Consider the following 26,922-nt stretch of genomic DNA (forward strand, 5'->3'; position numbering starts at 1 on the left):
ATGCACAACAATACGCAGCCTGCCAGACCAACAATCAAGCAGGCGGAGAATGCTGCCATCATACATAAATAGGATAGTACCACAAACGCGAGCGTTTTTCGGAAAACTCACCATTTCAGGCGTATAGCAGCCCCTTCCTCGCGTACCAATGGGTAAGGAGATTAGAGAGCAAGCACTCTTGGCCGCTCAGTTTATGGTTGTTGCGCCTGCCTTCGTAGCAGACGCCCCTTAAACTGAGCATTGCCTAGAATACCGCCAAGAAGGCCAAGCACAAAGGCAATAACGACGCCTCCTATAATCCAGATAAGCAGGGGGCTACCTTGTTGTCCATTCGTTGCCGCCTGCGTCTGACGTCTGAGGAACTCAGGGAAAACCTCTTGCCAAACACGTCCGGCAGTTCCTGGTTCTGCGTTACCCTTTGGCATATGTTGGGCCCAACGCACCACAATACCAACTAACAGCACACACCAGAAAACCAGGGTGCTATTAATGCCCGTCCATAAACCCGCCCAGGCTCCTCGTAACGCGGCCCCACCGCGTGAGGTTGTAATGAAGCCCGCAAAGACATAGAACATAAAGCCCATCAGGATAGCCAGATAAAAGTACTCCTCGCGTGGATAGAAGAGAATGAGGAGAGCGGATAAGATGCCCTGCACAATTCCCCACAGGCATCCCTGATTAAAAGGGTGGGGAGCTGAATGAGGAGTAGGTATTCTTTGAGCCTGCCTCCCAGGTCCGGCCGCGACCCCGCTCTGGGCGTGGGGGCCTCCCTGTCCCGCAAATTGTTGCCCATGTGGCTGTTGCGCGCGCGGCCACTGGGCCTGAACTTGAGGCGGACGCTGCACGGGGGCAGGAGAGCGCTTCTGCGCTGGTGGAGTAGGTGGAGGAGCAGGCAATGTAAGCTTAGGTTGAGCACCACTATAGCCGGGAGAGGAAACTGGTCCCCCTGGCTGAGGTACAGTACTTCCAGCTTGCCACGATGTCACAGCAAAGGTCGCGTCAGAATGGGCCGTTGCAAAATTGGGGTCACGAAGCGCGCGGGCAAACTCCGCCATACTTGCGAAGCGATCTTCAGCGCGTATAGAGAGCGCTTTGAGCAGCATATTCTCCATATGCGTCGAGAGCGATGGATTAAGCTGACGTGGTGGAATCAGGTGATCTTGAAGGCTACGATTGATGGCTGGAGGAGGCAAGCGATTAGTCAAGAGTAGGTACATAGTCGCCGCCATCGAATAGATGTCGGACTGCGGACCTGTTCGTCCGGTATATTGCTCAAGTGGACTAAAACCAGCCGTGACGGCTTTCACCAGCGTTTGTGTCTCCTGGCCCGGCTGATACAGCTTGGTCAGGCCAAAATCAACGAGTACGGTCGTCTGCTCAGGAGTCAGAATAATATTGCCGGGCTTAATATCACGATGAATAATAGCTGGATTGCGACTATGCAGTTCTTGCAACACATCCATAATAGGTAATAACCAGGTGCAGACCTCCTGCTCGCTACATGGTCCATTGGCAACCTGGTGAGGTTCTTGCTCACCAACATAGCCTCCAGAGACACGGCTCTTCAGAAGGTCTAGTAAATTTCGCCCCTCAATCAACTGCATGACCAGATAAAAGCGCCCATTCGCTTCCAGGGCATCGTAGACTTCTGGTAGGTGTGCGTTTCGCACCGTAAATAGCACGCCAGCTTCCATCAACCCTTGCCGCCGCGCCATCGGGGTAACATCGTATGTTTCTTTAATAGCACATGGGCGATTGTTCTCGCTCGTATCGATTCCACGATATACCGCTCCAAATCCTCCACTATTAATCAATGGGCCCACAACATAGTGGCCCCCAATAATCGTTCCCTGTGCCAATGCCAATGGCAAGCTCATATGCCCGTCCAGAGCCTTTCTTCGTTTTTGTTCTCGTTGAACAGAGCGCCCCGTCCCGCCAGAGAAGGTGGCACCTTACCTATCCTTCGAGTGAGGATGGATATATCCAGAAGCCTTCCGCTCTGCAATGTTGTCTCTCCACAAGAGAACGCTCCACCACCCCCAATCCTCGCATAGCGACGGATACATTTTCACTAGAAGAGATGCCTGCATCATATTCTACGATAGAGACAAAGCTTCAGTTACAATGTTTCGTTATAGTCACAGACATAGAGCAAGATATCAACCTATCTCAACTGAAAACAGATTTCAGCTTTTCCTCCAGATGAGCCTCGGCCACCCCAGCAAGCCTTGAGAGCCAGGAGAGAAGCGATAAACATAAGTACCAGGCCATCTCACTCAAGATCCTTCCGAGAGAGAGCTTGCGCTATGACTATCAGAATTGGAATACCTTAAAGCAGAGCGTTATTGCTTGCAATAAGCCACACGTATGATACAATAAGCCACAAAGACTGATCTGATCTTACAAGCATGTTGCAGGAAGAAAAGAGCAAGCACTTGGAACGAAATGTGATGTTTGATGCTGATCATAACCGTGAAAAAACGGCAGACACTGAACGCGAAGTGATACAAGAGGCTGAGATTGGAACACTCGCGCAAAGCGACAGTTTACGTCTCTACCTCCGCGAAATCTCGCGTATCTCTCTGCTTTCAGCTTCCAGTGAAGCGCGCCTCGCTGAACGCGCGGAGAACGGCGATAAAGAAGCTAGAAACCACCTCATTGAAGCGAATCTGCGACTGGTAGTAAGCATAGCCAAGAAATACGTTGGTCAGGGGCTCTCTCTTGAAGACTTAATTGGCGAAGGAAATATCGGTCTTATTCGCGCGGTCACTAAATTCGACTATCGGAAAGGCTTCCGTTTCTCCACTTATGCGACTTGGTGGATCAAGCAAGCCATCACGCGCGCAATCCTCGAAGGAACACGTGTCGTTCGCCTTCCTGTTTATATCATGGAAGAAGTCATGCGTGTCAAAAGAACGACCCGCCAGCTTTATCAAGAGCTTGGTCGCGAGCCAACCCCTGAAATTATTGGCGAGCGCCTGGGTATGACGTCCGAACGTGTGAGTGAGCTTCTCATCTGGGCGGAGAAGGTCTTCTCTCTGGATGCTCCGCTATCGGAGGAAGAGGAGAATACACTAGGCGATATCATTGAAGATGTTCGTGAGCGCGGACCAATGGAGATTACGGATCAACAGCTCTTACGCGAAGAGATTCGTAAGGTTCTTGGGCAATTGACCGTACGTGAGCGTCAGGTCATTGAGCTACGCTTCGGACTCCTTGATGACCATGACCATACATTAGAAGAGGTTGGTAAGAAGCTCAAAGTCACACGCGAACGTGTGCGCCAGATCGAGGAACGAGCCATCCGTAAGTTGCGCCATCCACAGGCTAGCAGAATCTTGAAGGACTATCTCGACTAGCAGACAAATCGCGAACGATATGCACTCGCATATTGATGCATTTGCCAGATATTGATACCCATCGAGAAAGGGGCCCGGGTTCGGGCCCCTTTCTCGATGGGTATCAATTACCCTATTTTAAAGCAATTCTCTACTCTCCATAAATTTTTTTCCAATCAGCTTTCTTTAATAATTTTGCAGGTACTTTCTTCTTCATCCTCTAGATTTTCTGCTTTTGTACGTCTATTGAAATGGGAATATTCTCATTTGCGTCCACGGCCCTTAAAAGAGGAGCGAAATTTTCTATGAATGAATTAACCGGTCAGAGCCTTGGTGGCTTTTTGTTGGAAGAAGAGATTGGGCGAGGCTCAATGGGGGTTGTCTATCGGGGTAGGCAGATCGCTCTTGGGCGCGAAGTCGCTATTAAAGTACTACCAAAAGCATTAGCACGCGATGCTTCCTATGTAGCTCGCTTTATCCGCGAGGCCCAGATTATCGCAGGCCTCAATCACCCGAATATCATCCACATTTATGATGCAGGCCAATCTCATAAGCTCCTCTACTTCGCGATGGAATATGTGCAGGGACCAACGCTAGCTAGCTTGCTTCACTTGGATCAGATCATCCCACAGCACCTCGCAGCCGAGTATGCCGCGCAAATCGCGGATGCCCTGTATGTGGCATATAGTGAACGCAATGTGATCCATCGTGACATCAAGCCAGAGAACCTGATGCTAGATCGCTGGGGCAAGATTAAGGTAACGGATTTTGGCCTGGCACGCGCACCGGGACATCAGCAAATCACAGCTACAAAGACCCTGGTTGGCAGCATCTATTACTCCTCTCCAGAACAGATTTGGGGCAAGACCCTGGACAATCGCAGCGACATTTATGCACTAGGCGTTGTCCTCTACGAAATGGTGACAGGTCTTCGCCCTTTCACAGGGCGTACAATGCCTGAACTCACGCAAAACATTATCAATGGCTCACCTCAACCTCCAAGATTACACAATCCCTCCCTCTCTCCCGAACTGGAGGAGGTCATTTTGACCGCACTCGCGTTAGATCGCGATCAACGCTTCGCTGATGCTGGAGATATGGCAAGTGAGCTACGCATGCTACACCTTGCCGCTCCTATCCCTCCAACGCATACACCGCGCCTGCGCACGCCAGTGCAGCTACCAAAGCGCCCCTCCGCGCAACGCCTCGACTATACAACGATAGATCTTCAGCAAACTGCACCCACGCCGACACCAGCATCTATGAAGAACAGTGGCAGCGATCTACCAAGCTTCCCACAACACCCGGTAGATACACAACCTATCCAGAGGAGCATACAGGACCTCCCCTCTCAGGAGAGAGAGAATGATCCTTACCGCACCGTGCCTGAGTTAGAGGCTTCCCCCAAGGAGGCGCAACAGCACTGGTGGGGAAAGTTCTTTAAAGCACCTCAGAGACCATAAAGCCGCTCTACAAGCTCCCGGTAATCATACTACGTGCAAGTCTATAGTTTGCGCACATAGCTATAACTAAAACAGAGCACCACTCCCCTTTATAAGGACTATAGGCAGTAGAAAAGATGATTACCAGGAGCACACCAGACGATCCAACGCCTGGTTCGCAAACAATCAATACAAATCAGAATAGAGAATGCCAGCCACCAACCGTTCAAGAAGCGTTGGCGCTCCTGCTTGCATCCGATACGGATTATCATACCCGCGTGCAGGTCACACGACGCCTCGCGCGTTGTGGTCCTTCTATTTTGTCTCTTGTACTCTCTATGCTGAGTGATGCTCAGGAGATTCTCAAGCCAGCATGGCCCTGGTGGCCCCCTCAATATGAACATTGCAGCCGCTTGCTCGCGAATCTCAGTCAGAAGACCCGCCTTCGCCTGGATGAACTTCTGCATCATCCTTCACTCGTAGGTCCGGCGGGACCTGTGCTCTGGATCAGCGCTATCGAAGCCACAGCCCATCTGACAACCAACTACGAAGACCTGCTCAGAAACGGACTTGCTTCACCCTGGCATACTGTGCGTTACGCGGCGGCAATCGCCCTGGCGACGCTCGCCAGCAAGACCACACTAGCGCCACTTACCATAACGGCCCTTTATCCATGCATACAGGCAGAGGAGGAACTCTCAGTCCGCCTCACCGCCGCCTATGCGTTGATTCATTGTCGCGAGCATATCGGACTGGACGTATTGCTTGAACTACTTGACCCCGCGGCCCCTCGCGAGGTCCGCAAAGCTGTGATCTTTTTGCTGTCGGCAGAACTACCATTCCAGCTTTCAGTCGCGCAACGAGAACAGCTCACAACATGCCTGCTTTATCTGCTAGAAGATCCACATACCGAAAACGAAGTGGCACTCCAGGTTTCACATGCCTTAAGCAAGATAGCGCTTCCTTCATTGTTGCCAACGCTCATAGACCTGCTGCATGCGGAAAGAGCCCCCTTACAAGTCCTGGCACTCACAACATTGGAGGAGATGACACGCACAGTTATGATGCGGCGTATGATGCGTAAACACACTATCCATACGCACATCATGCCTCTGCTCCGCTCACCCGAAAGCACAGTACGACGCCAGGCATGCTATACTCTGGCATCATGTGGAGGTGAGTATGTCGCGGCAGTGCTTGGCACCATCGCCCATAACGTCGAGCACCCTGCCCATATTGAGGCTATCGAAGGATTGCGACTCCTACGTGGGGTACTCCAGGCTTCGATGCGAATCAACGTTGTACGCTGGCTGCTACACGTTCTCACCGAGGCCCATGAAGAACTTCAGGTCACAGCACTGGACACCCTGGCGTATATCCTTGTTCAAGCTCGAACACAAGGCAAACGCCAGGCACTGCAAGAGATCAGTGCGCTCATCATAAACGATCCTTTGATCGTGCTTTTGCTCAATGACCCTAGCGCATGGGTACGCCAACGTACCATTGAGCTTCTAGGTATGCTCTGGAGTCCGCATACAACCTTTATTCCACCTCAAAATCATATGTTGCGGCTACTCCTCTCTGACAGCGATAGCGGTGTGCGAGCCTGCTCAGCCTTCGTTTGTGGGCATATAGGCGCACGCTGGGCCATTCCTGGCTTGATCCAGACATTACTCGATGAGGATGTACATGTGGCTCATACAGCCTTTAATGCACTCTGCCAACTTCATTCGATAACCGACCCGCTCTTTTATGCCATCTTACAAGAGCTCACCCGGCTCAACTCGATAGATGCTGAAACGAAACATCCGCTTGCGACGCTGGCAGGTCAGATACTACACAAAGATCATAGCGATAAAAGCTAGTTAATCAGGCACCATTTGCACATATCAACCAGACTCACTATACTATTAGAGGAACATAACTATATTCACATCACCTAAGAGAGCACCTAAGGTCTTATACGAAAACCAACACCGCTGGTCGCGGCTAGCGCTTCGCGCTCAGGTTTTCGGATAAGGAGTAAGAGCAAGATATTATGAATCCGTCTAATTTAAGTCTGGGTATCGCGTTTATGGCAGGGTTGGTTTCATTTCTCTCGCCATGTGTCCTTCCCCTTGTGCCTATCTATCTGGGGCAACTTGTCGGACAGAGTATCTATACAGCGACCGAGGAACGGCAGGCCATGACGCAACGCCTAAAAACCTTGCTTCATGCCAGCGCCTTTATTATCGGCTTCACTCTGGCCTTTACCGCTTTGGGCGCGACTGCCAGTACCCTTGGCAGCTATCTCAGCGAGCAGCAAGTCCTTCTACGACGTGTTGGCGGCATTGTACTTTTCATTATTGGCCTGCACCTGACTGGCGTACTGAAGCTCCCTTTTCTTTATTGGCAGAAGCGCATTACCTACTACCCATCACGCCCCAACTATGGGGCGTCAATCCTGATGGGCATTATCTTCGCGATTGCCTGGTCACCATGTGTCGGACCTATCCTGGCTTCTATTCTCTATATGGCCTCGTTCACAACCACACTACAGCAAGGAGTATTGCTTCTGCTGGCCTACTCACTAGGGTTGGGTGTCCCCTTCCTGATCCTGGGCTTAGGACTAAATCAACTAAGCGCTCTATTGAAACGGCTCAAACCCCATTTGGGAAAGATTGAAATTGCCACAGGTATCTTTATGATGCTGGCAGGTACCGTTGTCTTCTTTAATATGCTTACCTACTTCAATTCATTCTTTCGCCTGAGCTAGGCCAATGGAGATCTGAGTGGGAAAGGTTGTAGGAAAAGCCATTAGGGTACGGACGATATGGCCCTGGCGCATGCTACTCTGGGTGAGTATTCTGATTGGGGCCTGTGTGGGGTTAGCATTGTGGCCTGAGAAGCTCTTAATAGTAGGACTACGCTGGCTCGATAGTGGCATTTGCGCGCATATTCCCTCGCATGTCTTCACGCTAGGCGGCGAAATGTTACCACTTTGCGCACGCGATACAGGCATTTATATGGGGTTTTGTGTATCGCTGATCGCCCTCTTTCTTACTGGACGCGGACAAGCCCAGGAGCTTCCTCCGCTCCAGGTGCAGTTGTTACTGGGAAGTGGCGTAATAGCTCTGGGCATCGATGGCCTCAATTCTCTGGCACTCGATCTACATCTTCCACACATCTACCAACCATCAAACCTACTTCGTCTCGCGACGGGACTGCTAGCAGGCCTGGCTCTTGCGGCCTTCGCCTTACCAACATTCAACAAGCTCGTATGGAGACACTATTACGCCTCGTCCAGTCTCGCCTCATGGCGCATGATACTATGGGTCTTTCTTCCCTTACTTCTGACCTGCTTTCTGGCAACTGCTTCACAAGCGCCAATCTTGCTCTACCCACTAGCCCTCCTGAGCACATCTGGGCTCCTGATGGCCGTTAGCAGTATCAACCTTATGGGTATCATTCTCGCGCGCAAACGAAGTGAGACCTTCACCAGCTCTTGCCAGTTAGTCCCATATCTGGGGCTTGCGCTACTCCTTGCCATTGGCGAGCTCATACTCCTCGCCCAGCTTCACACTTTACTCGAAAACTTAAGCGCGCCAGCACTAGCCACGACAATGGCATTTGTTTTCGTATAAACCCTAAATACTGGTTACCGCCAGTCATTTGATTAGCCCATAGGCAGGAGGTCAGTTGGCTAGCATCCCTCCAGATCCGCATGTATCTTCATCGCCAATTCGGGATCGATCTCTACCTGCTCGCCCTTCGCTATACGCATGATCTTCTCCCGCAGATGTCGGGGGGCTCGTTCGATAACACAGCAATCATGCACTAAACGTTTAATCTTCTCATCCAGGTAAAAACGACATTCGCATCCCGGACAAGTCGTTAAATGCTGTTGAACAATTTCGATCTCTGAGGAATCGAGCTCCCGATCAATATAGAGATGAAGACGAGCCGTAATCTCAACACAGCTTAAACAATCCGTATTCTCTCCCATAGAACTATTCTCCTGCTCTAGCTCGCCATTGCATTGTACCTGTTCATTCTAACATATTCACAGGGGCTTTTCATTCCCAACACTAGTGAGATATACTGAGAGTACTTGCTAGAAGGTATCCGGTTCAGATACCTTGCATTCTAGAGGAGAGCTGAATGACAGAATTTGATCCGCAAGCACCTGATGAGGCGCAGACGGAAGCAATCGCAGAAAATCTGGATGAAGAGAGCAATACAGAACTACAGGCATCCGACGCAGCAGCTGTAACGGAGGATTTTGAGGCGGGAGTGCTCGCACAACTCGATAGCCTGTATCGCACCGCGCTCCGCATGACAAACAATCAGCAAGAGGCCGAAGATCTTGTCCAGGAGACAATGCTCAAAGCCTTTCGCTTCGCTCATACATATAGGCCGGGTACCAACCTCAGGGCATGGCTGTTCCGTATTCTGAATACGTCGGCCATTAACCGTTATCGTCGCCTGGCAACACATCCAACACCCGCCTCGTTACCCGAAGGAGAAGAGTTTTATCTCTACAATCAAATCCGCGATATCAATGGGCAGGAGCTCGCACAGGGGGTAGAGGAAGAAGTACTCTCTCAATATCTCGATGAGGATGTGTATAAAGCGCTACAAGATCTACCCCCAATTTTCGGATGCCAGTCCTTCTGGCAGATATCGAGGGACTATCTTATAAAGAGATTGCTGAGGCACTACAAATTCCTATTGGCACCGTAATGAGCCGCATTTCACGTGCTCGCAGACAATTACAGAAATCACTCTGGCAATATGCGCAGGATCAAGGCTACATCAAAGTGTCATAAGTAGCCTTGATGGCTCTCCACCATACTGCATGGATGCCCGCGACTCTATCCACTCACCCTTCTTCGACAAAAGCGGTTCTCAGACTATGGTAGTGTGTTTTACAACGAGACGTATTCTTCGCCCACATATATAACGCCTTTCAGAATAAAACACCGCACACACAATCCGCAGCGTTTGCGGCCTTCCACAATGATGTGGCTATAAAGGTGGGCCTCTTGTAACCCTCTACCTACAATAGGTGTGAGGAAAGAAGCTCTATTCCAGCCTGAGTAACGTTGACATTCACATACCTTCTATCCATAGGATCAGCCGAACGCGAAACCAATCCTTTATGTTCCAGGCGCGTAACGGCTTTCGTCGCTGCCGCGCAACTGATATGTAGCTCTCTAGCAATCTCACTTACCGACCAATGCTTGCGCTGTCTCAAAATAGTTAATATTTCATGTTGCCGAGCCGTCACACTCATAATAGAGGGACTCACTGTGCGTCGTATCGTAGGCATAGCACTCCTCCCCATCAGGCACAATCTTAGGGCGGTCCTCCCTAAACGCGATCCATGCCTCCAGCCTGGCAATGATGCCAGGGTTGTCGAATATATATATCCTCTGTGACGCCTCTCCCCATATCTTCGGGTATTTTCGCCTGGACAAGCATCAGCATGTGCCCTCCAGACACACAAAAGAAAGGGAACCTAACTAACAGCCATATGAGCCATAAAGATTGACGGATAACCAGAATCCCGGTAGAATCAAAAAACATCTTATGAAAGGCTACTTATGGCAGATATCGAGACCGAGCAGAATAGAGATGAGAATTCACCTTATCCTCTTCCCTCTCATGACAGGCTCAAGGTGCTTAGCAGCACGCGCCCTGTAGTCACACAGAGCACACACGTTCGCATCAACCATGAGCGACTAAAAGAACTCGCTCAAAGATGGCTGCAGGAGATAGCCGCCACAAGCGATCACACTGCGGAGCAAGATCAATGGTACTTCCAATATCACTTTTTTGATGGGGGCGAACGTACTGTCAACTGGATGTTATTGCTCGATGCACTCAATTTCTGCTTCTGGAGCGAACGAGGCCAGCCACGCTGGACAATCGAATATAAGGGAGAGACACTCAACGGATACTGGGCAGAAGCGGCGGCGCTCACACGCGCAGTCGAAGAGGGCCTCCCGCTCTGGGATGCAGACTATCTGAGCAAGCTTAATAGCGAGACCCTGGCACATATCTTTCGTGGAGAGCAGACAATCCCACTTTTTGAAGAACGTTTGCGCAACGCGCGCGAAGTAGGATACGTTCTGCAAACTCATTTCAACGGACAGTTCTCACAGGTGATAGCCCAGGCTAAGGGCAGCGCGCCTGCTCTAGCCGAACTACTCACTACTTATTTCCCTTCTTTTAACGACATCACAACCTATCGTGGTCAGGAAGTCCGCTTTCTGAAACGTGCTCAGATCTGTGTCTCAGACCTCGCAAGCGCCTTCAAGGGTACAGCGTGGGGAGCATTCTCCGATCTTAACCAACTCACAGCCTTCGCAGATTATAAACTTCCCCAGGTACTTCGCCACTTCCATGTCTTTGAGTACAGCGACAAACTTGCGCAACGCATCGATACGCAAATGTTGTTGCCCGCAGGCAGTGAAGAAGAGGTTGAGATCAGAGCAGCTACGGTCTGGGCCTGCGAACTCCTTCAGCGAGCTATGCGACAGGAGGGACAGGAGAATGTCACAGCAGCAGAGATTGATCAACGTCTCTGGCTACTAGGACAAGATGCAACTACGATGCGGCCCTACCATCGTACACGCACAATATTCTATTAATCTGCTCAGTACAATGGACTTATGCAAAAAACCAGCGCCACAAACGTGACAGAGTGAATTTCTTCTCCAAATCCTGAGCGAGTCAGCGCTGGCCACAATAATGGAGTATTAGAGTTTGCAAAAGCTTTAGCGCCCATATGCGCTACCGAGTAGAATGCAAGCGTCTCAACACAATAGATTTGGCAAAGGTTTATGCGATTAGAACACTTACTGGCTGCTTTGAAGCAGCCGCCTTTACATATATATGGTTCGGATCCACTGCCCGAACATACCGATATCCTGGGACTGGCCTATGACTCTCGTAAGGCTGCTCCTGGTTATCTTTTTATCGCGGTGCCAGGCGTTCATACCGATGGTCGACGCTTCGTCTCTGACGCGGCGCAACGTGGGGCCGTCGTCGCGTTGGGCGCGCCACTCGAAGACCCAACCGATCTCCCGATTCCCTATATTGAAGTGGCAGATGTGCGGGCAGCCCTGGCAGATTTAGCCTGTGCATTCTATGACTATCCCGCACAGCAACTCTGCACAATAGGTGTCACTGGCACCGATGGTAAGACAACCACATCGAATATTATCAGTACACTCTTCGATGCCGCCGGACACAACACGGGCTTGATGACGACTGCTAATTTTAAACTCAATGGGCAGGAATGGGCCAACTCAACCCGCCAGAGTACACTAGAAGCCCTGGAGATACAGGAATTTCTACGCAAAATGCTGGATATGCAGGCCACGCACGCGGTCATCGAATCCACATCGCATGGTCTGGAGCTTCATCGTGTGCGAGGTTGCGCCTTTGATGTTGGAGTCGTTACAAATATTACCCATGAGCATCTCGACTTCCATAAAACGCTAGATGCCTACCGACGCGCGAAGGCCCGCCTCTTCGAGATGCTTGATCCCTCTCAAGATAAGGGCAAAGGCTATCGCAAAGTCGCCATCCTCAATCGCGACGATTCGAGCTATGAGGTGCTCAAGCCTTACTGCCAGGTACCCATTCTCGACTATGGGATCGATACACCTGCGGCGGTTCGCGCCGTCGATCTCAATCTCCAGGCATCACGGACAGCCTTTCGCGTCATCCTCCCCGACGCCGAATGCCAGATCGATACACCACTCATAGGCCGCTTTAATGTCAGCAACTGTCTGGCTGCTATCGCGACCGCGTACAGTCAGGGCATCTCGCTAGAGATCATTGCGCACACCCTGGCGACCATCAAGGGCGTTCCTGGTCGCATGGAGCACATTGACGAGGGGCAACCGTTCAGCGTCATCGTGGACTATGCGCATACAGCTGACAGCCTGCACAAAGTCCTGTCTATCCTCCGACCAGTCACTCAGGGAAAACTGATGGTTGTTTTCGGCTCCGCTGGGGAGCGCGATGTGCAGAAGCGCCCAATTATGGGAAGTGTTGCCGCACAAATGAGTGACTTCTTCGTTATTACTGATGAAGACCCTCGCGATGAAGATCGTGAAAGCATTTTACGAGACATCGCTGCTGGAAGCATCCAGGCCGGAAAGCAAGAGGGCAAGGATTTTCTCTGTATTGCGGATCGGCGGGAGGCCATCTCAGCGGCTTTTGAGCGCGCACAGCATAGCGATACAGTACTACTAGCGGGCAAAGGACACGAGCAAAGTATTATCATAGGGAGGGAAAAGCTCCCCTGGGATGATCGGCAGGTCGCAAGGGAAGAATTGCGCCCTTATGTTCAATAATACTCTACTTGACCACCCATTATTACCTGTACAATCAGGCAAAGAGAGAACGTGTCCCACAACACGTTGCGACCGTGGAGCGTCTCAGCCATCGTTTGCTTTGGAGTGTGTATGAATCTTATTCTGTGGCTCTTAATTATATTTGTGGCGTGCGCGGCTGCCAGCCTTCTGCTCTGTGGTATAGCACGAGTGCTTTTCCCCAAGTTCAGAAGCGGCGAGCATAAGCCGGGTACGCATCGCCCTGATATGCCGGCAGGCGGTCGCGAGATTAAGACAATTGAGTTGCCGCTTGTAGGTGGTCCCGCGTTTACGCTGGCAATGGTTGGCGTTGGCGTCTGGGCAGGCTATATATTCAATCTCAATCAGGAACAGTGGATCCTACTACTGATAGGATTGGGGGCAGCCCTGGGATTCGCGCTGGTTGGCTTTATCGATGACTGGAAAAAAGTATATAGTAAAGAGGGACTTTCCGAACGCGTCAAGTTCTCTGGCGTCTTCCTGGTCTCCGCGACAGCCGCGGTTCTCTACTTCTTCTTAATTTCAACGGGACAGGAATCGTATAGCTTCTATAAAGATCTCCCTATACTTAATACACTATTATGTAGCGCGAAAGGGTATGCGAATCAGACGACCTGCCCAGTCGTCCCAGGACAGATCGCCTTTTATGGCTGGCTGGTCTTCCTGGTTCTAATGACTGGGCTTGTGGGTAGCTTCACCTCAGTGGCGGTCGACTTTAGCGATGGTCTGGATGGTTTGGCTGGCGGCCTGGTCTTTAGCGCCTCACTGGCTCTTGGTATTGTCGTGACCGGGCTTATTGATCCCAGTCACCCCACAGGCATTGTACTGGAAATCCTGGCTCTGCTCTGTGCTGGCAGCGTATTAGGATATCTTCCCTGGAACTGGCCTTCATCGTGGGCGGCACGTCACCGAACCGCGAAACGGAGCGCCAAGATTTATATGGGCGATAGCGGCGCGCTAGCTCTCGGTGGAACACTGGCGATTATCGCGATCTTCTCTCGTAACGAGCTGCTGCTTTTGCTGTTGGGTGGTGCGTTTGTACTGGAGGGGCTTTCCGCTTTAATCCAGTCTCGCGTTCTGACACGGCTCTACCGCCGCTATTTGAAAACCATGCGCTTCTCCAGCTTGAATGAGTTTGTCCCACATACCGAGTTCCCTCTACCATTCCTGGCAACGCCACTTCATCACCACTTTGATCTACTAGGTTGGGATCGCCGTCGCCTGGTCTATGCGGCCTGGGCCCTGGGAGCCTGCTTCGCGGCACTTGGCGTTATGTCAGGCCTGGCAACATTTACCTGGCAACGCTATCTGGCTCGTATCCTGGTGCTGATCCTGGCCGTGATTATCTGGACTAGCGGATCCTGGACCAAGTGTTACTTTGTCGGAAAACATCCAGCGGAACGCACGCGTCGACGCCGTCTCGCGCTCTACTATGGCTATCCATTCGTGTTCATGGGCATTCCTTTACATCACTTGGTCGAGGTCATTGAGGCCAGTGAGGATGTTATTGAGACCCCCATTGAAGAATCCGCCCTCTGGATGCGGATGACCATCTATGATGCACGCTCAATTCTAGGTCTCTACTGCTATAGAGCAGGTTACTATCCCGCCGCGCTGGCCCAGTGGATGCGCATCCCTGAGCGTAACCGCGTCCTACGTCCCGAAATTACGCGCTTACTAGCCGAGGTCGATGAGCGCCTGGCGCTGGAAAAGCAGGAGACGCAACCTATACGTCGTGATCAGCTTATTCCCAAAGAACCCATTCTCTCTGGCAACCTCCCTCCGGCGGACCTACCCAATCCACATGAGCCAATCCGTAGCGATGAGACAGAGGGTATGCTCGCCGGTCCATGGGAATCCCTTAAGCCCTCGCACTCCTACCCGATTAATAACGAGGAGCTTGAGGATCTAGAGGAAGTAGATGAAGAGGAACGCATCGCGACAGCCCCACTTGGCTCTTCTATCAACGGTTCCAATAGTGGCGGCAATGGACATAATGGACATCACGCGACAGTGAGTGAAAGCAAAGCGTCACCTGACACCGATAACATTCAGTCAACATCTGCCCCCTCCGGGTGGCTCTCACGCATCTTCCGCTCTTCTTCCAAAGAATAGCGGGTCGCTCGACGCAATAGGCGCTTCATAGAACAACGGAGCCTGGTATGGTGTGCTCACACTCTACCAGGCTCCGTTGTTGCTAGTATGATCCCTACAAGAGATTATGCTTCTCCTTAAGCTGCTGGAGATGGTGAGTGGTAGGCTGATGGAGAGGGCGTCCCAAACGCTGATCGAACGCGAGTGCCTGCTCCCAGGCTTGCTCAGCCTCCTGATATTTCCTCTGTTCCTCCCAAAGCTGCCCTTGACGACGAAGTATAGCGCATTGCTCAGCAGGCACATCCAGTTCAGCGGCGAGGCTCGCTGATTTACAATATAATTCCTCAGCTTCAGAGAAGCGATGCCGGACCCTTGCTACATCGCCAAGGCCCCACAGAGCACGCGCTTCAACATGACGGGCTCTATGCTCACTGCCACGCGACTGAGCTAACTCATAGTATGTCTGGGCTTCCTGATATTCGCCACACGCGAAAGTCAGCGCGCCAAGGGCATTAAAGGCCCATGCTTCATCGATGCGGTTACTGAGCGCGCTAAAGAGACGCAAAGCTTCGTCATAATTCATGCGCGCGGAATCGAGTTCGGAGCGTTGGAGAGCACAATCCCCCTGAAGGAGCAAACTCCAGCCCTCACCACGACGTATCCGCTGCGCCCTGAAAACTCTTAAAGCTTCGTGAGCGTCTCGTCGAGCTTCCTCAAGCTTCCCCTGGCTCAGATAGACGGTACAACGATCTACCAGCGTCCAACCTTTCCCCACAGGTATATTCATGGATGTAAATATGCGCAGAGCCTCCACACTATCACCAAGGGCACGGACATATTGACCAAGGGCCTGATGTAGTGAGCAGCGATCACGTAGAGCCCAGGCATAGCCCTCCTGATCGGGAAGTAAGCGAAATCCTTTGATGGCTTGCTCACAGATCTCAAGCGCCTCATGATACGCGCCATAGCTACGTTTGATCTCGCTTATAGCAAGTTGTAACCAGAGGATCCCCTTGCGATCCTGCATCTCATCAAAGAGCATTTGGGCCTCCTGGGCATATGCCTCAGCCTGCTCAAGGTTTCCCTCCTCGCGATAAAGGACAGACAATTCATACAATGTCCATCCTATTTCATGCCGTTCATTCTGCTGCTGAAGAAATGAGAGGCTACTACGCAGGCAAGCTTCCGCTTCAGTATAGCGTCCAAGCAGGCGTAGAATCGCCCCATACAGCATTGCACCTTGCCCTCGCCAGTTAGATCATGCAAGCGCGTGGCATGAACACCTGCGCGCTGCAACATTGAGAGCAGTTCGGCAGTATAGCCGCGTCCACACAAGGCCCAGGAAGCACGTACCGCAATGCCTACCGCGTATTGCATATCCTGTGCTTCACCCGCACTTTCCAGGTGCTCAAAGGCCGCAAACCATTCCTCTGGGCTTGGCTGAGGAAGATGGGTATAGTATGACGCAACCACACGATGTACACGCCTGCGCTCTTCCGCTGGTAGATGCGATATAGCGAAGTGCCTTACCTGGGGGTGAATAGTATAGACCCGCCCATCAAACTGCACAAAAGATGCCTGCACCAGTTCATCACGGGCCGCACGCCAGTTACGCGCAAGTTCCGTAAATGCCGTGGGCTCAATAATCGAGGGTACCATCGTCCTCTGAGGCACCGAGGATAGCTCAGCACGTTGCTCATCCGTTTCCTGAAAGAGGAGTGCGATCTGCTCGCGGCTAAATGGCAGCTTAAAGGCAGAAAGATATGCCAGAAGAAGTCGCGTATTAGGTGTCAGGCGGTTCGAAGAAACCTCTAACACAGCCAGAATACCTGCTAGAGGGGAATTGCGCAATTCGTCGCGCACCTCTTCCAGCGAGCGGGTCGCGGCTTCTGGTGTATATACACGACCCTCAATGGTGCGCGCGGTCCCAAAGATAAGTTCCGCCCCAAGCGGATACCCGTCGAGCAACGCACAGATCTCGCGTAGAATCTCCTGCTGGGGCGCATCCTCAAGGTGAATATGCTGATCCAGGCCACTCGACTGGGCTAGCTCAGCGAATAATTGAAGCAGGTCGGCATCCTGCATCTTGCCGACACGGTACTCATACCAACGGCAGTGCGCGTTCTCCGACACGACCATATTTTCAGGGTTAAATTGGGAGGTCACCAGAACGGTCACTTCAGCAGGTAAAGAGCAGAGGAATTGGAGCCAGATTTCTAGTTCATTGCGATCGCGTACTTCTTCAAAGGCATCGAGCAGCAGCAAGCAAGGAAGTTCACGACTCGCCAACGAGCGTAAGGTTCCCAATACTAAGCGCACACGCCGAGCACTATCCATTGACGCTTGCTGCCCGGCAGTGATGTTCAGAGAGTGAATAATTTCGATTAAAGCTTGATCAAAGGTCTTACCATCATCCAAAGAGACTCCCATAATCCCGCCGGGGAACTTCTCCTGATTGCGATGAACAACCTCCAACGCCAAGGCGCTTTTACCAATTCCCGCAGAACCTGTGATAGCGACACGGTGCGGGCTAGAGCGTGAGCGCAAGGTTGGTTTGGCCTGCGGAGACGCTGTGCTAGACGCCAGGAGCGCATCCAATTCGCGCAACTCACGCTCGCGCCCAACAAACGTTGAGGGCATCCCCAGATGAGCCAGGGGCAAATCATTCTCTTCGGGTGATTCGCGGGTCACGATCAGGGGCACTGGACTCTCTTCGCCCTCAGTGACACGCCGGTAGAGCACTGGAATAAACCAGCTTTGTTGTAAGGGAAGCAGAGCTTGACGAGCACGCGCTAGCGCCTCTTCTAACGTTCGACCATCGGCCAGCGCCTCATAGAAGTGAGACATAAAGGTGGGGCTAAGATCATCCTGAAGGGAGAAGGGCATAGCAACCACAGCCGGAACCTGAGCCATTACCAAAGCTGTTGCCAGAGAGGCATCAACGGGGTTGGGATCAGGTCGCTTCTGCTCACCCTGATTTTCAGATGCGATTGCAGCGGTCTCACAGGCCGAGAAAACGGCCAGACGTACATCACTACTCACAAAGAGGTCGCGTAGCGATTGGGCATCAATGAATTGATTGTAGCCCTCCTCGTCACAGAAACACAAATAAGTTTGTGGCTTCACCCTCTGCAAGGCCTGACCACAGGTTACACAGCGGCGCGCCTCTGCGTCGTTGACGGTCTTACAATCCTCCCTGGGGCAAAGACGGCCATAGGCTCCATGCCCATCAAAATGCACAATGTAGCAAGGAATGACCGTATCGCTATCGTCGAATACTCCCGCGCCACCGTAAGAGCTAAGATAACGCACTAGCTGATCGAACGTAGGAGGCTCCAGGCGATCAAGAAATACCTGTCCATTGTCGATAAGTGGCGAGAGGCCACGCTCCAGTGCTTCGAAGCTTAACTCGGTTTCGAGTGGGGCACAATCTAAAGGCGAGGCACCTATATACAAAACACGCATGGGAGGATGCACGGGCAGCTCACAGCCCCCAGGCATATCGGATTCAATGAGGGCACGTGTCAGAGTAAAAATCCCTGAACCCAGCAGGAAGAGATCACCATTATGGAGCAATTCCCAAGGATAGCGTACGAACTCATCACAACCAGGGCCAAAACAAAACGTCAGTGCAACGGTACCACGACGGCGTAAGGTACGTTGAATAACGCTACGTAAAAGCGCCTGGACCGACGGCTCAGTCTCCTGGTGTTTGGCTATATTAATTGGAAGCGGCGTTGAAGCATCCACACCGCAGAGCGCGAGAAAGAGGCGATAGCCAATATCACGCAAACTCTGATTATCATTTTGAAGCTTATTCAGTTTTTTCAGTTGAGCATTTAACTGCTTGGTGGTATAGGGAGGAATAAAGTTACCACCAATGGTTTGTCCAGACCAACTTTCTTTTACCTGGAGCTCAAATGTGCCGTCCTCGCGACTCTGAAAGAGAAAATTTAGCGTTTCACCCATGATACAATAAGCCCGGCGTTCCTGGTCTCTTTTCTAGCTTAAAGTAATGTCATTGTATAACATTTATGCCGTTAGTGTAGTAAAATACAATTTTTCCCGGTCTTCACTCTTCAATCGTGGAGTAAAGGGGTGATATGCCCTCTACCCCACATTCGACCTATTCGCCCCAGAATAGTTCAACTTTACCAAAACGGACGATATCGCCCGCATGTACGCCCGCATCCTCCAGAGCTTTGATAACACCCATCTTAGAGAGCGTGACCTGTAAGCGATCCATACCCTCTTCACTCTCCTGATCCGTCATATTGACCGCGCGCTCAACAAGCTTACCACGGACAACATAGATCTCACCGTCTTTCGTAACGGTAAAGGCATCGTCTGGTTGCGGACGCAAGACCGTCCCCTGCTCCAAGGAGATAACCTGGGCCGCAGCCTGCTCCTCCTCTTCTTGTCGAATCTCACGCAGACGGTCGCCCACAAACTGCATAAGTTCGGTCGTCCCCTGGTGCGCGGCAGCAGAGATGGCAAAGGTTGGGTAACCTGCGGCTTCTGCCTTCTCCTTCAAAGCAGGCCAACGCTCCTGAGCCTCCGGCAAATCCATTTTATTGAGCACAACGATCTGAGGTCGCTTACCCAGTTGCTCATCGTACTCACTCAACTCCTGATTGATCTTCTCAAAATCTTCCCAGGGATCACGCTCCAGAGACGCGCCATCCAACATATGAATGAGCAGACGCGTCCTCTGGACATGGCGCAGGAACTCATGCCCCAGTCCAACTCCTTGCGCGGCACCTTCGATCAAACCTGGAATATCAGCCAGCACGAAATCATAGCCATCACCCTGCCGCGCATGTCCAATTTCTACCACGCCCAGGTTAGGGATCAGCGTCGTAAAAGGATAGTTGGCGATCTTCGGTTGCGCGGCGGTCACGACAGAGAGCAAGGTAGATTTCCCAGCATTAGGATAGCCAACCAGACCCACATCAGCGATAAGGCGCAGCTCCAATGTAACCCATAGCTCCTGGCCTGGCTCGCCTTTCTGTGCTTCATGAGGTGCCTGGTGTGTTGACGTAACAAAGTGAACGTTACCCAGACCACCACGCCCGCCGCGCGCGACCATCACGCGCTGCCCCGACTCAACCAAATCAGCAATTAGTTCGGATGTTTCGGCATCGCGAATTACCGTCCCACAGGGCACCTTTAATACGATATCTTTGCCCTTCGCGCCATGCATCTTTTGACGCGCCCCACCCTCGCCGGCTTCAGCATTAAATTGTTGTTTATAACGGTAGTCGATCAGCGTATTAAGGCGACTGGTCGCCACGAAGTAGACGCTACCGCCTCGACCACCATCACCGCCATCAGGTCCTCCCGATGGCGCGAACTTCTCACGGCGAAAATGCCTTGAACCGTCGCCACCCTTACCCGCCTTTACATAAATCTTTGTATGGTCAAAAAACATGGCATATCCCCACTCAAACTCAATCCTTACAACGTGCATGAAAAGACAATCATCTTTCATATCACAGCGCCTCTCAATATACCATAGAAAGACAGATAACGCCATGCACTTGAGCGTCAACCTTGACAAAACTCAATGCCGCAAGTATACTTACATCGTTATTCGATGTACATAGTTATGCTATGTATTATATAAAACGAGGTATAGCATGACCAAGATCAATCGCGAGCTTATGAAGGGCAGTATCGAATTGATCCTACTCGCAGTACTAGAGCACGAACCCATGTATGGCTATCAGATTGCCAAGGAAGTCAAGGCCTCTAGCCGGCAGATTCTCCAATTGAAGGAGGGTTCACTCTATCCCGCGCTTCATCGACTGGAACAGGCTGGACTGGTCGTCAGCACATGGCAGACACGCGACGATGGCGCGCCTCGCCGTTACTATCGGCTTACACCTCTTGGGCGCGAAGAGGTTAAAGCCCGCAGGGCAGAGTGGCAGACATTTACCAGCGCGGTAGAAGGAGTTTTACGCCATGCCTGAGCGGATCGCACCCTTTACACACTATTTGCAATCCATCGACTATATGCTCATTGGCATTCCTCGTCGTAAACGCGCCGAGATCTATCAAGAACTTCGCACACACCTGGAAGACGCGGCTACTGAACGGAGTCTCTCTACCGATGACGAACAACTGCAACGTGAAGTCATCGACGCGCTCGGTTCCAGCGTTGACCTCGGAGTAGAGTTTCATCAGGCCTACTATGCACGCTACCAGATCGCCCGACGTGCCTCTGATTTAATAATGGCGACCCTTCTGACACTACTTATGCTCCCATTCTTCATTGTAGCGGCACTCATCATTAAGCTGGAAACCCCTGGACCACTCTTCTACAAAGCAGAGTGGCTGGGACAATATGGACGCTGCTTCATGCTCTATCGCCTGCGCACAATGACCAATGCCATTGACATGGAACAGAGACGCTTTACGCGCTTCGGAGCATGGATACGTAAGCTATCTCTGGATGAGTCAGCCGCCCTTATCAACGTCTTCAAAGGCGAGCTAAGTTTCGTTGGTCCCCGCTTGCTACGCCCAGGTGAAACCAATCTCGGCGATCTACGCTGCCGCCGCATCCTCCAGGTACAGCCAGGCATGAGTAGTCCAAGCCTGGCGCGTTATGGCTTTGAACGTGTCTCGCTGCCGCAACAGCTTGATCTCGATGAAGCATACCTGGAGCAGCGCTCGCTGCGCTACGATCTCCGCCTCTTCTGGGAAACATTACGCACCATATACCACCGCGCGCATAGAGAAGAAACCGAGAGTCACTAGGAGGAGATTCACAGTTCCCCCAGACCTCTTAAATAAAGCGCACTTACTAGGAAGTGCTTCGCTTTCGATCCTACTCAGCTTTGTCCTTTCGTACAGGTCTTTGTTGGGGCGGCCTGTACAAAAGGACAGTCTTTTCTGACCTTTCAGCCATAGCCAACAGGGTGCTTCACGCGATACAATGAGGTCAGTCGATACGATATCGATGATATCGCGAATCTATAAGATACAGAATAAAGGAGTAGATTGTTATGGCATTCGCACTTCCACCACTTCCTTACGACTACGCGGCTCTGGAGCCTTATATCGATACGCAGACGATGCAGATTCATCATGATAAGCATCACGCCACCTACGTCAACAACCTCAACGCCGCCCTGGAGGGCCATGAGTTCGCCAGCCTCGCGGTCGAAGACGTTCTCGCCCGCCTCAACGAAGTCCCCGAGGCCAAGCGCACTGCCGTTCGCAACAATGGCGGTGGTCATGCTAACCACACACTCTTCTGGGAGACCATGACTCCTGGTGGCAGCAAGGAGCCAACCGGCGAGTTGGCAAACGCCATCAATGAAACCTTCGGCTCATTCTCCGCTTTCCAGGCCGCTTTTAACGACGCTGGTGCCAAGCGCTTTGGTTCCGGCTGGGCCTGGCTGGTCCTGAATAAGAGTGGTAAGCTGGAAGTTACCAGCACCCCCAATCAGGATAGCCCACTGCTGGATGGCAACCTGCCCATCCTTGGCAATGACGTCTGGGAACATGCCTACTATCTTAAGTACCAGAACCGCCGCCCTGAGTACCTCAGCGCCTGGTGGAACGTCGTAAACTGGGATATTGTTGGTCAGCGCTACACACAGGCAACCAGCGCTCGCTAAGAGTACCCAGCACCTCTAAGAAGTCAGGAGGGTGGAGTGTCCGTGCGGTCTAGCACGGACACTCCACCCTCCTGACTCGTTTCTTGGATCCATCACACTTTCTTTCTCTACTCCGTTTTCGGAAAACGGCTTGCGATAGCGATGGCACAAAGGATTTGTTGTAGTATAGAAGTAGGTACTCACCAGAGGAAGTGTGATCGATTCAGATTCTCGCAGTATGAGATTCCAGGACAATGATAGTCAAGAACAGAGGTGTTTTATGGGTGTTTTAGATCTATTTCGCCTGAATGGAAAGACAGCGATCATTACTGGTGGTGGGCGTGGGCTGGGACAATATTTCGCGGAGGCACTCTCCGAAGTGGGGGCCAATGTCGTACTCTGCTCACGCAAACTTGAAGCGTGCGAAGAGGTCGCGCAGGCAATTCGGGCCGGGGGTGGTCAGGCGCTAGCGCTGGCATGTGATGTTACTAAACCAGAAGAGGTTGCTCAGGTCGTTGCAGCCACAAAGGAGCGCTTCAGCAGCATCGACATCCTGATCAATAATAGTGGCGCGACCTGGGGTGCGCCAGCCGAAGAGATGCCGCTCGACAAGTTTCAACACGTCATTGACGTCAACATTAAAGGCACTTTTATCATCAGTCAGCTTGTTGGCAGGGAGATGATCGCGAGAGGGCAGGGTGGAACTATCGTGAATATCGCCTCCGTGGCAGGGCTAATCGGCGGTCACCCAAAGTATATGAGCACGGCTGGCTACAATGCCAGCAAGGCCGCCATCATCAATATGACCCGCGATCTAGCAACCAGTTGGGCCCAATACAAGATCACTGTCAACGCTATCGCTCCTGGCTGGTTCCCTACGCGTATGTCGCGCGGACTACTCGCGAAGTTTGGTGAGCAGATGCGAGCAGATATCCCGCTCGCACGCTTTGGAGAGCCAGAGGACATTAAGGGAGCCATCGTTTTCCTGACCTCTCCCGCCTCCGCATATATGACTGGGCAAACCATCGTCATTGATGGTGGCTCAACTGCGTGGTAGAGCCATATAAAAAAAGCGGCGGCACGGTTGTATCCGTGCCGCCACTCTCCTACTTAATGGTTTCGCTATAGGCTCCAGACACGCAGCGAGCCAAACGTCACATCACTATTCTTATTCGTCGAGTTGGAGTATAGGCCTCCTATCATGCCCACGCCGCCAGAAGTAAAAGTGCTATTGCTCACACTATTGATACGCTGGGAGTTAATATACCAGCTAATAGTGCTTCCTTGCGTCACAATACCAACGGTGTTGACCTGACCATATCCTTGCTTGAGAGCCGAGACTTTACCCTCCCATAAAGTCTTAGGTTGTGTGCTTCCAGTGGCATAGAGCGTTAAACGCGAGAAACCATGTGTGTCTATAGTCAAGACATACCCATAGTTGCCATCAGTGCGAAAGATCACGCCCCCCACATCCCCGGTTGTGATGCTCATTTTGACTTCAAACGCGAAATCGTTGAAACTCGTCATATTATCAGGAGTGCCAGTCAGGGTACAAAAGTAAATATACCCGATTCTGGTACTTCGCTCATGATACGCACCATCAGTAAACGAGCACTCCGAATTGCTTGTCCAGGTATTTCCACTCTTCCCATCCAGCCTATCATAGACTGCCAGAATCCCATTACCACCATAGGGTTGGGGTTCGCCTGCTTGACTGTATTGGTAGCCTGGATAGAGGCGGTCGTAGCCTCAACCTGCGCGGTCTGTGTTCCATTCACCTGGCTTGTCGAAGTCGCATTGACTACACCGGTAGCGGTTTGCGCGGTCGCGGTCTTGTTCGCGTTAATATTTGCGGTCTGTTGCGCATTATAATTCACGAATATCAATGCGCTTGCGCCAACAATGATGACAACTGCCAGCACAATCAGCACGATAGCCCTGGTACCTATTCCTCCCTTACGGACTGGCGCGGGTGGATAATATGGCTGCCCCACCTGCGGAGTTGTAGCATAAGCATTTGGGCCTGACTGCGGATCTGGCGACGGCGCGACAGGGTATTGTTGCTGCCAATTAGGCCCTGACACCTGTGGCGGCGGCGGTGGTATATTTGCTCCCGACGCTTGAGCTTGCTGCCAGTTTTGCCCCGACGTCTGAGATTGCTGCCAGTTTGTCTCTGAGCTCTGCGGTGGCGGAGGGGGTACGTTCGTCCCTGACATCTGAGCTTGCTGCCAACTTGCGCCCGATGGTGGCGGTGGTACCTCTAAGGCATAGCCAGCCGCATGCGGACCAGATGGGACTGTGCGTGTCTCAAACGGAATGGGTGTAGACGAAGCGTTAGCAGCAAAGGCTCCATCGCCTGAAGGTGGATTTCCCAGTCCATCTGACACATGGATAGTCAGGGTCAGTAGTTCTGTCTGACCTGGTAAAGGGAACTGTAGCACTTGCCCCTCAAAAGCTCCGGCAGGAACGGAGATGGGTATCTGTTGCCCATTGGGCAGTGAGATCGTACGGACAGTCCCATTCACCGCCTCCTGCCTGCTAATAATGAGGGTGCTACGAATATCATTCGACATCATGTCATGCTCCCAGAAGATGTACAAACTAAAGCACAATTATGACAAAGCGCCAAAGAGAGTATGAAAATGCGATATTCATGTGTATGCGTAGAAGTAACTGGTCAACTCTATTGTAGGTGATATTGTGTGTATATGCTATGACATTGTTCACAGCATATGCATTTTATCGCTCTTCTCATTTGCCAATCAGAGCAAGAATCAAACGCGTCACATGCTTCTAGAAATACGGCCTGCTCCAATATGGCAAGTCGCAGACTAGTATATAGCTCTTGTTTTGTTACAAAGAATCTCTTCCCATTATAGAATCCATCTTCTTCAACTTCTCATTGGCTCAAGTATACCAGGAAGCGAATAGCAAAGATAGGTACATGCTTGCAGGCTATGATACAGTAGAGCTCAAGCTGCAATAGAAAGAAGTTTGGTGAGCAATGCAGAATCGACAATTTATCTATCCTAACAAAGTGCAAGTTGGAGAGAAGATCGCGATTCTCTCTCCATCGGCGGGCCTACCAGAGATCTTCCCGGCGGTCTATGAGTTAGGCTTGAAACATTTACGTGAGGAGTTCAAGCTTGTTCCAGTAGAGTATCCCACTACACGCAAGATGGGCTCCACCCCCAAGGACCGCGCACGTGACATTATGGCAGCCTTCGCGGATCCCGAGATCAAGGCCGTGATCTGCTCAATTGGTGGTGACGACCAGATCAAAGTGCTCAAATATCTTGACCCCGAAGTGCTACGCGCTCATCCCAAGCCATTTCTTGGCTATAGCGACGCGACAAACTTGCATTTCTATCTCTGGAACCTGGGTATCGTCTCGTACTATGGAGGCGCAATCATGACCCAATTCGGGCGTTACTATGCAATGGATGAATACACAGTGCACTCGCTACGGCATGCGCTCTTCCAGGGTGGTGAATATGAGATCACACCCACACCTGAGTGGTCTGATGAGTCCTATAACTGGAATGATCCGGATACATTAAGTCTGCGCGTCCCCATGTTCGCCAACACAGGCTGGCAGTGGCACAACGCAGAACGAATCGTCGAGGGAACGGCCTGGGGAGGTTGCCTGGAAATCATTGACTATCATCTACGAGCACATCGCTATCTCCAGCCGCTTGAACACTATAAAGGATGCATACTCTTCCTTGAGGCATCGGAAGAAATGCCTGACGCCGAGTATGTATACCGGGTATTAATGGGCATGGGTGAGCGTGGGATGTTGCAGCAGTTCTCAGCTCTTCTCATGGGACGCCCTAAAGCCTGGAATTTTGATAATCAACTCTCCTCAGAAGAGAAAGAAACGTATAAGCTTGAGCAAAAAGAAGCAGTTATAAAGGCCATCGAGGAGTATGCACCCTCACTGCTCGCTGTCTTCAATTTGGACTTCGGGCATACTGATCCTCAGTTTATGCTTCCCAGTGGTGGACACTTACGTATTGATGGCATAGCACGCAAGATCACTATGACTTACTAGCATCACTTAGCATGCACCAAA

Annotated in this window: 23 protein-coding genes; 15 read left to right on the forward strand and 8 right to left on the reverse strand. The window is 51.6% G+C overall.

Translation table 11 applies throughout. The features are described 5' to 3' along the window. Positions 1-191: 191 nt before the first annotated feature. Positions 192-1,877 (reverse strand): serine/threonine protein kinase, encoded by a 1,686-nt coding sequence (locus K3T82_RS40915; RefSeq protein WP_220199251.1) that lies wholly within the window; start codon positions 1,875-1,877, stop codon positions 192-194. Between the two features lie 558 nt (positions 1,878-2,435). On the opposite strand from K3T82_RS40915, the gene K3T82_RS40920 reads away from it, so the two are divergent. The 5 genes from K3T82_RS40920 (at position 2,436) to K3T82_RS40940 (ending at position 8,403) form a co-directional block, all read left to right on the forward strand. Next, positions 2,436-3,359 (forward strand): sigma-70 family RNA polymerase sigma factor, encoded by a 924-nt coding sequence (locus K3T82_RS40920; RefSeq protein ID WP_236031863.1) that lies wholly within the window; start codon positions 2,436-2,438, stop codon positions 3,357-3,359. Between the two features lie 284 nt (positions 3,360-3,643). After that, the gene (locus tag K3T82_RS40925; RefSeq protein ID WP_220199253.1) at positions 3,644-4,801 is read left to right on the forward strand and encodes a serine/threonine-protein kinase; all 1,158 of its coding nucleotides are present in this window, start codon (positions 3,644-3,646) and stop codon (positions 4,799-4,801) included. 116 nt (positions 4,802-4,917) lie between these two features. Continuing rightward, positions 4,918-6,645 carry a HEAT repeat domain-containing protein gene (locus K3T82_RS40930; RefSeq protein ID WP_220199254.1) on the forward strand — a complete coding sequence of 576 codons (1,728 nt, stop codon included), beginning with the start codon at positions 4,918-4,920 and terminating at the stop codon, positions 6,643-6,645. 173 nt (positions 6,646-6,818) lie between these two features. Beyond that, complete coding sequence (locus tag K3T82_RS40935; RefSeq protein ID WP_220199255.1) at positions 6,819-7,535, forward strand: cytochrome c biogenesis CcdA family protein; 717 nt, start codon at positions 6,819-6,821, stop codon at positions 7,533-7,535. 16 nt (positions 7,536-7,551) lie between these two features. Then, a complete protein-coding gene (locus tag K3T82_RS40940) occupies positions 7,552-8,403 on the forward strand; it encodes a DUF2085 domain-containing protein (RefSeq protein WP_220199256.1) in 852 nt (283 codons plus the stop codon). Between the two features lie 59 nt (positions 8,404-8,462). Here the strand turns inward: K3T82_RS40940 and rsrA are convergent, their stop codons facing one another. Next, on the reverse strand, positions 8,463-8,765 hold the full coding sequence (rsrA, locus tag K3T82_RS40945) for a mycothiol system anti-sigma-R factor (RefSeq protein WP_220199257.1): 303 nt from the start codon (positions 8,763-8,765) through the stop codon (positions 8,463-8,465). A 155-nt stretch (positions 8,766-8,920) separates the two neighbouring features. Here rsrA and K3T82_RS40950 point away from each other — a divergent pair, with 155 nt between their 5' ends. Both K3T82_RS40950 and K3T82_RS50545 read left to right on the forward strand, forming a co-directional pair. After that, positions 8,921-9,502, forward strand: a complete 582-nt coding sequence (locus tag K3T82_RS40950; protein WP_236031864.1) for a sigma-70 family RNA polymerase sigma factor — start codon at positions 8,921-8,923, stop codon at positions 9,500-9,502. Next, the gene (locus K3T82_RS50545; protein WP_420799401.1) at positions 9,466-9,588 is read left to right on the forward strand and encodes a hypothetical protein; all 123 of its coding nucleotides are present in this window, start codon (positions 9,466-9,468) and stop codon (positions 9,586-9,588) included. The genes K3T82_RS40950 and K3T82_RS50545 overlap by 37 nt, the downstream gene beginning before the upstream one ends. Positions 9,589-9,818: 230 nt before the next feature. On the opposite strand, the gene K3T82_RS40955 is transcribed toward K3T82_RS50545, so the two are convergent. Continuing rightward, positions 9,819-10,091, reverse strand: a complete 273-nt coding sequence (locus tag K3T82_RS40955; RefSeq protein WP_220199258.1) for a MarR family transcriptional regulator — start codon at positions 10,089-10,091, stop codon at positions 9,819-9,821. 274 nt (positions 10,092-10,365) lie between these two features. Between K3T82_RS40955 and K3T82_RS40960 the strand changes: the two genes are divergently transcribed. The 3 genes from K3T82_RS40960 (at position 10,366) to K3T82_RS40970 (ending at position 15,264) form a co-directional block, all read left to right on the forward strand. Next, positions 10,366-11,415, forward strand: a complete 1,050-nt coding sequence (locus K3T82_RS40960) for a queuosine 5'-phosphate N-glycosylase/hydrolase (RefSeq protein ID WP_220199259.1) — start codon at positions 10,366-10,368, stop codon at positions 11,413-11,415. Positions 11,416-11,607: 192 nt separating this feature from the next. Further along, positions 11,608-13,131 (forward strand): UDP-N-acetylmuramoyl-L-alanyl-D-glutamate--2,6-diaminopimelate ligase, encoded by a 1,524-nt coding sequence (locus K3T82_RS40965; RefSeq protein WP_220199260.1) that lies wholly within the window; start codon positions 11,608-11,610, stop codon positions 13,129-13,131. Positions 13,132-13,242: 111 nt separating this feature from the next. Continuing rightward, the gene (locus K3T82_RS40970) at positions 13,243-15,264 is read left to right on the forward strand and encodes an MraY family glycosyltransferase (RefSeq protein ID WP_220199261.1); all 2,022 of its coding nucleotides are present in this window, start codon (positions 13,243-13,245) and stop codon (positions 15,262-15,264) included. Between the two features lie 94 nt (positions 15,265-15,358). Here K3T82_RS40970 and K3T82_RS40975 read toward each other — a convergent pair whose 3' ends face one another. The 3 genes from K3T82_RS40975 to obgE form a co-directional block, all read right to left on the reverse strand. After that, positions 15,359-16,477, reverse strand: coding sequence for a tetratricopeptide repeat protein (locus tag K3T82_RS40975; protein ID WP_220199262.1), 1,119 nt, complete (start codon positions 16,475-16,477; stop codon positions 15,359-15,361). Next, entirely contained in the window at positions 16,369-19,212 is a 2,844-nt protein-coding gene (locus K3T82_RS40980) for a CHAT domain-containing protein (protein WP_220199263.1), read from the reverse strand. Before K3T82_RS40980 ends, K3T82_RS40975 begins: the two co-directional genes overlap by 109 nt. Before the next feature lie 157 nt (positions 19,213-19,369). Further along, the gene (obgE, locus tag K3T82_RS40985) at positions 19,370-20,713 is read right to left on the reverse strand and encodes a GTPase ObgE (protein WP_236031865.1); all 1,344 of its coding nucleotides are present in this window, start codon (positions 20,711-20,713) and stop codon (positions 19,370-19,372) included. Between the two features lie 169 nt (positions 20,714-20,882). Between obgE and K3T82_RS40990 the strand changes: the two genes are divergently transcribed. The 4 genes from K3T82_RS40990 to K3T82_RS41005 all read left to right on the forward strand — a co-directional run bounded on the left by K3T82_RS40990 (position 20,883) and on the right by K3T82_RS41005 (position 23,904). After that, entirely contained in the window at positions 20,883-21,215 is a 333-nt protein-coding gene (locus tag K3T82_RS40990; RefSeq protein WP_220199264.1) for a PadR family transcriptional regulator, read from the forward strand. Further along, on the forward strand, positions 21,208-22,002 hold the full coding sequence (locus K3T82_RS40995; protein WP_220199265.1) for a sugar transferase: 795 nt from the start codon (positions 21,208-21,210) through the stop codon (positions 22,000-22,002). Before K3T82_RS40990 ends, K3T82_RS40995 begins: the two co-directional genes overlap by 8 nt. Before the next feature lie 248 nt (positions 22,003-22,250). Next, the gene (locus K3T82_RS41000; protein WP_220199266.1) at positions 22,251-22,868 is read left to right on the forward strand and encodes a superoxide dismutase; all 618 of its coding nucleotides are present in this window, start codon (positions 22,251-22,253) and stop codon (positions 22,866-22,868) included. Positions 22,869-23,127: 259 nt separating this feature from the next. Next, positions 23,128-23,904, forward strand: a complete 777-nt coding sequence (locus K3T82_RS41005) for an SDR family oxidoreductase (protein WP_220199267.1) — start codon at positions 23,128-23,130, stop codon at positions 23,902-23,904. A gap of 65 nt (positions 23,905-23,969) precedes the next feature. On the opposite strand, the gene K3T82_RS41010 is transcribed toward K3T82_RS41005, so the two are convergent. Next, the gene (locus K3T82_RS41010) at positions 23,970-24,374 is read right to left on the reverse strand and encodes a hypothetical protein (RefSeq protein WP_220199268.1); all 405 of its coding nucleotides are present in this window, start codon (positions 24,372-24,374) and stop codon (positions 23,970-23,972) included. A gap of 17 nt (positions 24,375-24,391) precedes the next feature. Next, the gene (locus K3T82_RS41015) at positions 24,392-25,423 is read right to left on the reverse strand and encodes a hypothetical protein (protein ID WP_220199269.1); all 1,032 of its coding nucleotides are present in this window, start codon (positions 25,421-25,423) and stop codon (positions 24,392-24,394) included. A 428-nt stretch (positions 25,424-25,851) separates the two neighbouring features. Between K3T82_RS41015 and K3T82_RS41020 the strand changes: the two genes are divergently transcribed. Next, positions 25,852-26,901: a S66 family peptidase gene (locus tag K3T82_RS41020; protein ID WP_220199270.1), complete on the forward strand. Its 1,050-nt coding sequence runs from the start codon at positions 25,852-25,854 to the stop codon at positions 26,899-26,901. Positions 26,902-26,922: the final 21 nt, after the last annotated feature.

The organism is Ktedonospora formicarum, assembly GCF_016587355.1.
Classification (GTDB): Bacteria; Chloroflexota; Ktedonobacteria; order Ktedonobacterales; family Ktedonobacteraceae; genus Ktedonobacter; species Ktedonobacter formicarum.

Bases quoted from the DNA above. Each gene is read 5' to 3' on its own strand.
- K3T82_RS40915 (WP_220199251.1), bottom strand. From the start codon at position 1,877: ATGAGCTTGCCATTGGCATTGGCACAGGGAACGATTATTGGGGGCCAC.
- K3T82_RS40925 (WP_220199253.1), top strand. From the start codon at position 3,644: ATGAATGAATTAACCGGTCAGAGCCTTGGTGGCTTTTTGTTGGAAGAA.
- K3T82_RS40930 (WP_220199254.1), top strand. From the start codon at position 4,918: ATGATTACCAGGAGCACACCAGACGATCCAACGCCTGGTTCGCAAACA.
- K3T82_RS40935 (WP_220199255.1), top strand. From the start codon at position 6,819: ATGAATCCGTCTAATTTAAGTCTGGGTATCGCGTTTATGGCAGGGTTG.
- rsrA (WP_220199257.1), bottom strand. From the start codon at position 8,765: ATGGGAGAGAATACGGATTGTTTAAGCTGTGTTGAGATTACGGCTCGT.
- K3T82_RS40950 (WP_236031864.1), top strand. From the start codon at position 8,921: ATGACAGAATTTGATCCGCAAGCACCTGATGAGGCGCAGACGGAAGCA.
- K3T82_RS40955 (WP_220199258.1), bottom strand. From the start codon at position 10,091: ATGCCTACGATACGACGCACAGTGAGTCCCTCTATTATGAGTGTGACG.
- K3T82_RS40960 (WP_220199259.1), top strand. From the start codon at position 10,366: ATGGCAGATATCGAGACCGAGCAGAATAGAGATGAGAATTCACCTTAT.
- K3T82_RS40965 (WP_220199260.1), top strand. From the start codon at position 11,608: ATGCGATTAGAACACTTACTGGCTGCTTTGAAGCAGCCGCCTTTACAT.
- K3T82_RS40970 (WP_220199261.1), top strand. From the start codon at position 13,243: ATGAATCTTATTCTGTGGCTCTTAATTATATTTGTGGCGTGCGCGGCT.
- K3T82_RS40975 (WP_220199262.1), bottom strand. From the start codon at position 16,477: ATGCTGTATGGGGCGATTCTACGCCTGCTTGGACGCTATACTGAAGCG.
- K3T82_RS40980 (WP_220199263.1), bottom strand. From the start codon at position 19,212: ATGGGTGAAACGCTAAATTTTCTCTTTCAGAGTCGCGAGGACGGCACA.
- obgE (WP_236031865.1), bottom strand. From the start codon at position 20,713: ATGCACGTTGTAAGGATTGAGTTTGAGTGGGGATATGCCATGTTTTTT.
- K3T82_RS40990 (WP_220199264.1), top strand. From the start codon at position 20,883: ATGACCAAGATCAATCGCGAGCTTATGAAGGGCAGTATCGAATTGATC.
- K3T82_RS40995 (WP_220199265.1), top strand. From the start codon at position 21,208: ATGCCTGAGCGGATCGCACCCTTTACACACTATTTGCAATCCATCGAC.
- K3T82_RS41000 (WP_220199266.1), top strand. From the start codon at position 22,251: ATGGCATTCGCACTTCCACCACTTCCTTACGACTACGCGGCTCTGGAG.
- K3T82_RS41005 (WP_220199267.1), top strand. From the start codon at position 23,128: ATGGGTGTTTTAGATCTATTTCGCCTGAATGGAAAGACAGCGATCATT.
- K3T82_RS41010 (WP_220199268.1), bottom strand. From the start codon at position 24,374: ATGACGAGTTTCAACGATTTCGCGTTTGAAGTCAAAATGAGCATCACA.
- K3T82_RS41015 (WP_220199269.1), bottom strand. From the start codon at position 25,423: ATGATGTCGAATGATATTCGTAGCACCCTCATTATTAGCAGGCAGGAG.
- K3T82_RS41020 (WP_220199270.1), top strand. From the start codon at position 25,852: ATGCAGAATCGACAATTTATCTATCCTAACAAAGTGCAAGTTGGAGAG.